8 protein-coding genes are annotated in these 7719 nt (G+C 44.2%); 2 read left to right on the forward strand and 6 right to left on the reverse strand.

The features are described 5' to 3' along the window. The 6 genes from AB6C75_RS22070 to artP all read right to left on the reverse strand — a co-directional run. Positions 1 to 309: transposase zinc-binding domain-containing protein (locus AB6C75_RS22070; protein ID WP_372109261.1), on the reverse strand; the 309-nt coding region annotated here is incomplete at its 3' end. Beyond that, positions 306 to 1163 carry a tyrosine-type recombinase/integrase gene (locus tag AB6C75_RS22075; protein WP_017097399.1) on the reverse strand — a complete coding sequence of 286 codons (858 nt, stop codon included), beginning with the start codon at positions 1161 to 1163 and terminating at the stop codon, positions 306 to 308. The genes AB6C75_RS22070 and AB6C75_RS22075, both read right to left, overlap by 4 nt. 379 nt (positions 1164 to 1542) lie before the next feature. Continuing rightward, the gene (artM, locus tag AB6C75_RS22080; protein WP_372109263.1) at positions 1543 to 2211 is read right to left on the reverse strand and encodes an arginine ABC transporter permease ArtM; all 669 of its coding nucleotides are present in this window, start codon (positions 2209 to 2211) and stop codon (positions 1543 to 1545) included. Further along, positions 2208 to 2894 carry an arginine ABC transporter permease ArtQ gene (artQ, locus tag AB6C75_RS22085; RefSeq protein ID WP_017083621.1) on the reverse strand — a complete coding sequence of 229 codons (687 nt, stop codon included), beginning with the start codon at positions 2892 to 2894 and terminating at the stop codon, positions 2208 to 2210. The genes artM and artQ overlap by 4 nt, the downstream gene beginning before the upstream one ends. A 3-nt stretch (positions 2895 to 2897) precedes the next feature. Beyond that, positions 2898 to 3641, reverse strand: a complete 744-nt coding sequence (locus tag AB6C75_RS22090; protein WP_372109265.1) for a lysine/arginine/ornithine ABC transporter substrate-binding protein — start codon at positions 3639 to 3641, stop codon at positions 2898 to 2900. 174 nt (positions 3642 to 3815) lie between these two features. Further along, the gene (gene artP, locus AB6C75_RS22095) at positions 3816 to 4544 is read right to left on the reverse strand and encodes an arginine ABC transporter ATP-binding protein ArtP (protein WP_009846803.1); all 729 of its coding nucleotides are present in this window, start codon (positions 4542 to 4544) and stop codon (positions 3816 to 3818) included. A gap of 541 nt (positions 4545 to 5085) precedes the next feature. Here artP and AB6C75_RS22100 point away from each other — a divergent pair. Both AB6C75_RS22100 and AB6C75_RS22105 read left to right on the forward strand, forming a co-directional pair. After that, positions 5086 to 6921 carry an ABC transporter ATP-binding protein/permease gene (locus AB6C75_RS22100; RefSeq protein WP_372109267.1) on the forward strand — a complete coding sequence of 612 codons (1836 nt, stop codon included), beginning with the start codon at positions 5086 to 5088 and terminating at the stop codon, positions 6919 to 6921. 220 nt (positions 6922 to 7141) lie between these two features. Continuing rightward, a complete protein-coding gene (locus tag AB6C75_RS22105; RefSeq protein ID WP_269337731.1) occupies positions 7142 to 7606 on the forward strand; it encodes a thioesterase family protein in 465 nt (154 codons plus the stop codon). Positions 7607 to 7719 lie beyond the last annotated feature (113 nt).

Below are 7719 nucleotides of genomic sequence, written 5' to 3' on the forward strand. Positions count from 1 at the left end.
ATTGAACTCGTGAGGTAAGGTAAAAACCATATGATGGTAGGCCACAGGTAAAATATCTTGGCTTCGCTTTGTTAGCCATTGCTGTCTCATCTGCTCTTGGCAATTGGGGCAATGACGGTCTCGACAAGAGCAGTACCAACGCGTTTCATGACCACATTGCTGACAACGCCAGTCGTAGCTGCCCATACGCTCTGTTCGGCAGTCTCTTAAATGGTTAAGCACTTGCCACTGTCTCGGTGTGACTTTGCTTTTATCAAGCTCTTCTAAGCCTTGTGTTAATACGGCTTGGTAAGGAGATAATGCGTTCATTCGCTCTCCTCCCATAGTTGAGCAACTAAGTCGAACTTACTTCCGTCCGAGCTTTCGTTGTGATGACCTATCCAATGGGTGTACCTCAATGTCGTTTTGATATTCGAATGTCCGAGGTAACGCTGAAGAACATTCAAAGGCATGCCCGATTCAAGCTGATGAGTCGCATAAGCGTGCCTCAAGGCGTGTATTCCTCCTAATTTTCTGACGTTTGCCTCAACTTTTGCTGCTTTGAAGCATTTCTGCAGAGAGCTAATACCCAATGGCTTTTCGGGCTCTAGGCTGGGAAACAGCACTACGGTGGGATGATAATGACACCAGTAATTTCGAAGATGATTCAGTTGGCTATCACCCAGTGGAACAAAGCGATCTTTTTTACCTTTACCACAATGAATGTGCAGTCGTTTCGCCGTACCATCAATGTCTTTCACGTACAAGCCTACGACCTCACTGACACGTAGGCCACATCCATAACACATTTCAAGTGCGGTCTGATATTTAAGACTTCGACAATGACTAATGATACTTCTTACTTCCTCGCGATTAAGCAGCTCCGGTATTTTACTGGCGCGTTTAATCGGGGGAACCAGTCGCTCTTCAAATTCTCTATTCAAAACGGCACGATAAAAGAACAAGATGGCATTCAAAGCTTGAGCACAAGTACTACTACTTAAGCTCCGCTCTGTGGTGAGCGTACGTAAATACGCACTAATCTGTTGATCAGTGAGTAAATCGGGGGACAGATCGTAAGTAGTAGATAGATCTTTAACCCAACGTAAATAGCTTGCATGGGTTTTCGGAGAAAAACGGCGAACCGCCATTTCATCGATAAGTTGTTGTCTTAATAAGGTCATGATGTATTCCTTAATCTATGGATACATCATAAGTTTGGTCTATCAGGTAAGTGAGAGGAAAGCCCTCCGCGAAGCGGCTTAGTTCAACAGCTCTTAGACCGAAAAATTCTGCATTCAAAAACAGAATCATTCTATCTAGTTTCATATGGGCGGAACTCTACTACAATTAACCGACCAATTTCAGTGACTTAAAACATAGATAAACTCATCGAATGACAAAGTGCAGAAACTTTCCGTATAGTATGATTCTGGCAAAAATCTTCCCGAACTGTATATAAGCACAACACCTCTACACATACCCCAAACACAAAAAAGCCTGCCATCTATGCGAACATAAATGGCAGGCTTTATACGTTAATTAAACTTGTGAGTAGCTAGCTTACGCCGCTTCGAATGCGAGGGCCTTCTTCTCTACTTGACGGAAGATCAACGTTAGTATGCCGTTTACTGCTAAGTAGAATGCGCCAGCAATACCGAACACGGTTAGCGTGTCGTAGGTTTGGCCGTTAATACGTTGAGCGTAGCCCATCAAATCCATGATGGTGATGGTGCTTGCCAGTGACGTGCCTTTGAAGACTAGAATTACTTCGTTCGAGTATGCTGGAACGGCGCGGCGTAGTGCGTATGGCAGTAACACTTTAAGCGTTGCGATTTTGTCCATTCCTAGTGCGCGACATGCTTCCCACTGCCCTGCTGGAATGGCGTTGAATGCGCCTCTGAACAGTAGCGTACTGTACGCTGCAGTGTTCAAAGCCAATGCTAACATTGCACAGAACCAAGGTTGGCTTAACCAAGTCCACATGAAGCTTTCACGAATCCAATCGAACTGACCCGGACCGTAATACACCAAGAAGATCTGGACCAATAATGGTGTGCCGGTGAACAGCGTGATGATGCCACGAGTGAACCAGTGAATCGCAGGTATTCTTAAGATTAGCGTTACCGTCATCAGCAGTGACAAGATACAACCAACCAGCAATGAAGCGCCTGTGAGTTGAAGACTGGTCACTAAGCCTTCAAGCATTTGAGGGAGGTATTGTTGATTCATGCCATTGCCCCTTTGTTACCCAAACCTTGAATAGAGAACTTACCATCAATCACTTTTACCAATCTTTGTGTGATTAAAGTGATGACCAAGTAGATTGCTGCTGCTGTCGCGTACCAAGTAAATGCTTCGTGCGTTGCCGCTGATGTTAGTTGTGCTTGTTTCAACAAATCCGTTACGCCAATCAGCGATACTAATGCAGTGTCTTTTAGTAACACTAACCATTGGTTGGTTAACCCTGGTAGCGCGTGTCTTACCGCTTGAGGTAAAACTATACGAAAGAATGAACGTGATTGAGAGATACCAAGCGCGCTTGCTGCTTCTCTCTGCCCTTTGCTTACTGCTTTCAAAGCACCACGGATGGTTTGTGACGCGTAAGAAGCAAAGATAAGTGACAGTGCAACAACACCAGATAAGAACGGGCTCACTTCGATGAAGTCGCCAGTGATCATAAACAGAACTTGTGTCGAACCAAAGTAGATAAACAGTACGACCAGAATTTCTGGTAAACCACGAACAATCGTCACAAATGCAGTCGTTGGCCATTTGATTGCAATACGACGAGACATCTCACCACTTGCAAACAAAACTGCTAGAACCAATCCAACCAATAGACTTACGAATGCAAGCTGAACAGTCATCCAGCTTGCTTCGACGAGCCCTAAAGAGTAACCCGTTAATTCCATAAATTACTTACCGAAGTACTTGTTGAAGATCTTGTCGTATTCGCCGTTCGCTTTTACTGCTGCAAGTGCAACGTTAAGCTGGTCTACAAGTTCTTGGTTGCTCTTGTTTACTGCTATGCCAAAGCCGTTACCGAAGTACTCTTGGTTTGTTACTTGGTCGCCAACGTACGTTAGGTTGTCTTCTTTCTTGAACCATTCTGCTACAACGGCTGTGTCACCGAATACAGAATCAATACGACCGTTTTTCATGTCGATGAATGCATCTTGGTAGCTTGAGTAAGGTACCGCTGTTACGCCAGTCATTTGCTCAAGTAGGAAGCTCAGGTGAGTAGAACCGTTTTGAACACCAACACGCTTACCTTCTAGTGCTGCTTGGTCTGCTACTTTGCCTTCGAAAGAGATGAATGCTGCAGAGTTGTCGTAATATGCGTTAGAGAAGTTCACTTGTTTAAGACGCGCTTCTGTGATGTCCATTGCCGAGATAGCCGCATCGTAACGTTTGAATTTAAGTGCAGGGATCAAGCTATCGAATGCTTGGTTGTGAAAAGTACAAGTCGCTTTCATCTCTTCACAAAGTGCGTTTGCTAGGTCTACGTCAAAACCTTGGATTTGGTTGTTCTCGTCCATGTATTCGAATGGTGCGTAAGTCGCTTCCATTGCGAATTTGATTTCGTCTTGTGCCGATGCATTAACAGCCATGCCTGCAGAAGAAAGGCCGATAAGTGAAGCTAGTAGAATCTTTTTCATTTTGTTACTCCGAATCTGTGTGATTTTGACCTGTGGCCATTTTTATAATTTGATTTGTTTTAACTGAATCTATGTTTGACTAAATTGTGTTGTGATTAGCCGAATCAAGTAAATTAGCTGAATCTTGGGCTATGTGAATCCAATGCGTTAACTCAGGTTTAATGAGTCACTAATCTAGTGAGTCAAATACTCGGCAAACTCAGGTGTCTGCGGATTAACGAATGAATCGCTGGTGCCGTGTTCAACGATGTACCCTTTTTCTAGATACAGAACGTGGCTAGCAATCTTCTTCGCGAAATCAACTTCGTGAGTCACAACCACTTGAGTAATGCCCGTTCCACTCAACTCTTTAATAATGCTGACAACTTGATTGGTGATCTCAGGATCAAGCGCCGCTGTTGGTTCATCAAACAACAACACATCCGGTTTCATCATCAGCGCACGTGCAATCGCAACACGCTGTTGTTGACCTCCAGACAGTTGAAGTGGCCAAGCGTCTGCTTTGTCGGCAAGTTGAAGTGTCTTTAGTACTTCTTGAGCTTGCTTGATGGCTTCTTGCTTATCTAAACCCGCCACTTTGGTGGGAGCTTCAATTAAGTTTTCCATCACCGTCATATGTGGCCACAAGTTGTATTGTTGGAACACCATGCCAACTTTACGACGAAGTTTAAGCCCCTGCTTTTCTTGGATCTGGCTTGAAAAATCGAATTGCTCGTTCGCAATGTCTAATTCGCCGTTGTCCGCGATTTCTAACAGGTTCAATACACGCAGTAATGAACTCTTGCCCGCGCCGCTTGGGCCAAGCAATACCAAGGTTTCGCCACTTTCACAGTCAAAGCTGATGTCATGAAGAACTTGGGTATTACCGTATGATTTGTTGATGCTCTTTACTTGAATACTCATGCCACAATACTGCATTAATTGTCATTTGTTGGTTATTCTATTCAATTCGAGGTTTTATGCAAGAAAAATGTATAAAAAACTATTTTGTTGAATTTTTGTGACGAAAGTTGCGCAAAAAACAGTCGCTATAACTGGTCTTACAACCAAAAGTCACAAGTTACTGATAAGCTTAATGTCGGGGCAAAAGCAAACGTTTCCCTTCCAATTAAAAAATCAGTACAATAGCTAAGAACCTGTAGCTTCTATTCGCCATTGGCTTACGCTCACATGCATAAAAATTAGAATCAAATAGCTCGTTTGATCTTTATTTCAAGCGCCACTAAATGCTTAATGTTCCTTTTGAACAGTAAGATTCCCTCACTTGCTAGGCATCAAAGTCCGAAAATTGAGTATCCTAGGAAGCATCAGTCAGCGATGCGTGCTTTAATGGTTTCTCTTGTAAGCAACAAACATTTACGAACGACTAGCACTTAATTCGTGACATGTACGTACAAACAACAAGCCATCTACTCTTAAAGCGACAACACATTAAGGCAGTCATATGCAAAACGACGTCTCTTCTACGCGTGACTCTACCCAGCGAACGGCTCAACGATCTAATCAAAAAGCGCCACAACCCAAACCTGAGAAGAAAAGCCTCAGTATTTTATTTGAGCTCAGCAAATTTATTCAGCCCTATAAAGGCCGTGTGATTGCAGCGCTGATCGCTTTGATCTTCACGGCGAGCTTAACCCTTTCAGTCGGACACGGTATTCGCCTTCTTATCGACCAAGGTTTTAGCCAACAATCACTCTCAGATTTAGGCAGTGCGATTCAATTCATCATGGTTGTAGTCGTGTTGATCTCGATTGGCACCTTTTTCCGCTTCTATTTAGTCTCTTCTGTTGGGGAGCGTGTGAGTGCAGATATTCGCCTGTCGGTTTTCAATCACGTGGTGACACTTCATCCGAGTTACTTTGAAACCAATGGCAGTGGCGACATCATGTCGCGTATCACAACCGACACAACTCTGCTTCAAAGCATTATTGGTTCGTCGTTTTCTATGGCGATGCGTAGCGCATTAATGTGTATTGGCGCAATCATCATGCTGTTCGCGACCAACATTAAGCTAACGCTGATCGTGTTGGCCTCAGTGCCGTTTATCCTGATTCCGATTTTGGTATACGGTCGACGAGTGAGAGCCCTATCTCGCCAAAGCCAAGATTCGATGTCTGATGTGGGTTCTTATGCTGGCGAAGCGATTGAACACATCAAAACGGTGCAAAGCTACAGCCGAGAAGCGCAAGAGAAAGCATCGTTCGCAATTGAAGTAGAAAAGGCTTATGAGATTGGTCGCCAACGTGTAAAACAACGCGCGATTCTTATCTCTGGTGTGATTGTTATCGTGTTCAGTGCGATTGCAGGCATGCTTTGGGTTGGTGGCAGCGATGTCATCAACGGCACGATGTCGGCGGGTGACTTAGCGGCGTTTGTCTTCTATGCGATCATGGTCGCTTCATCACTAGGTACGATTTCTGAAGTGATGGGTGAATTGCAACGTGCGGCAGGTGCGACAGAACGATTAATTGAAATTCTGCAAGTTGAAAGCCACATTGTTGCGCCTGTAGAAAACCCAACATCACTGGATAACGTAACACCAGAAGTCGCTTTTGATGATGTGACCTTCTGTTACCCATCAAGACCCGACCAGCCCGCAACAAGCAACCTCACGCTAACGGCCCATGAAGGTAAAGTGTTGGCATTGGTTGGTCCATCTGGCGCAGGTAAAACCACCCTATTTGAACTGCTGCAACGTTTCTACGACCCACAAATAGGCAAAGTAACGTTAGGCGGTGTTGAACTGAATCAGTTTGATCCAAATGAATTAAGAAAGCAGATGGCGCTTGTACCGCAACAACCTGCTCTGTTCAGTAACGATGTATTCCATAACATCCGATACGGCAACCCAGAAGCAACGGACGAGCAAGTTATCGAAGCGGCGAAAAAAGCGCACGCACACGAGTTCATTCAGAACTTACCTGAAGGCTATCACAGCTTTCTTGGTGAACGTGGCGTGAGATTGTCTGGCGGTCAGCGTCAGCGTATCGCAATCGCACGTGCCATCCTAAAAGATCCGAATATTCTCTTATTGGATGAAGCAACCAGTGCGCTAGACAGTGAAAGTGAGCATCACGTTCAACAAGCTTTAGAAGAGTTAATGCGTGGCAGAACGACGATCATTATCGCCCATCGATTATCAACAATTAAACACGCCGACCAGATTGCGGTGCTAGATAAAGGGCAGCTAGTAGACATCGGCGACCACCAGTCTCTCATCAATAGCTGCGAATTATACCAACGCTTAGTTGAACTGCAATTCAAACACCTTAATCGCTGAGTTATGGAGCAAATGTGTTCAAGTCATTAAGTAATGAAAGACTAAGTCCCTGACATTGTGTGGTTTCAAGCTTCAAAAACTTAAATCACATGTGTTGCAGTTTTGTTAATTTAACGGTAGGGTTTTTATTCCAATAACAACTTATCCCGATGAAGGATAAGCAGATAACGTTAATTACCCAGATAACACTAACTACACAGATAACAATAAGAGAGTTCGCATGGAAGCACTATTATCTGACTACCCGGTAGTAACAGAAATCCCTGTCGCTTGGGGAGAAATGGACGCGCTTAATCACGTTAACAACGCCGTATATTTTCGTTATTTCGAAACTGCTCGCTTAGATTTTTTCAAGCATGTCGAGCTGATGGAAGAGATGGCGATTACCAAAGTTGGCCCTGTTCTTGGCGACACTTATTGTAAATATTTCAGACCAGTCACGTATCCAGACACGCTGATGATCGGTTCGCGTGTTACAGACATTCAAGACGACCGCTTCACCATGGAATACGCGATCGTCAGTAAGGCTCAACAGAAGCTGACGACAATCGGCACTGCGACCATCGTTATGTTCGATTTTGCTTCAAACCAAAAAGCGTTGCTTTCACTGCGTTTAACCAGTGAAATCGAGAAGATGAACACGTTAAAGAGCCCATGCTTCAAACAGGAAGCTGTGACGGAATAACCTATTCGCTAATTGAAAAAGACTCAGAAAATTTCAGACATTAAAAAGCCACTCGGTTGAGTTAATGCCGTTCGGATAAGCATTATTGCTTGAACCTGAACGGATATTTGGCT

Origin of the sequence: Vibrio sp. 10N.237.312.B06 (assembly GCF_041464685.1) — a bacterium.
GTDB lineage: Bacteria > Pseudomonadota > Gammaproteobacteria > Enterobacterales > Vibrionaceae > Vibrio > Vibrio tasmaniensis_A.

Excerpts from the sequence above, each read along its gene's own strand:
- AB6C75_RS22075 (WP_017097399.1), bottom strand. The coding sequence starts at position 1,163 with ATGACCTTATTAAGACAACAACTTATCGATGAAATGGCGGTTCGCCGT.
- artM (WP_372109263.1), bottom strand. The coding sequence starts at position 2,211 with ATGAATCAACAATACCTCCCTCAAATGCTTGAAGGCTTAGTGACCAGT.
- artQ (WP_017083621.1), bottom strand. The coding sequence starts at position 2,894 with ATGGAATTAACGGGTTACTCTTTAGGGCTCGTCGAAGCAAGCTGGATG.
- AB6C75_RS22090 (WP_372109265.1), bottom strand. The coding sequence starts at position 3,641 with ATGAAAAAGATTCTACTAGCTTCACTTATCGGCCTTTCTTCTGCAGGC.
- artP (WP_009846803.1), bottom strand. The coding sequence starts at position 4,544 with ATGAGTATTCAAGTAAAGAGCATCAACAAATCATACGGTAATACCCAA.
- AB6C75_RS22100 (WP_372109267.1), top strand. The coding sequence starts at position 5,086 with ATGCAAAACGACGTCTCTTCTACGCGTGACTCTACCCAGCGAACGGCT.
- AB6C75_RS22105 (WP_269337731.1), top strand. The coding sequence starts at position 7,142 with ATGGAAGCACTATTATCTGACTACCCGGTAGTAACAGAAATCCCTGTC.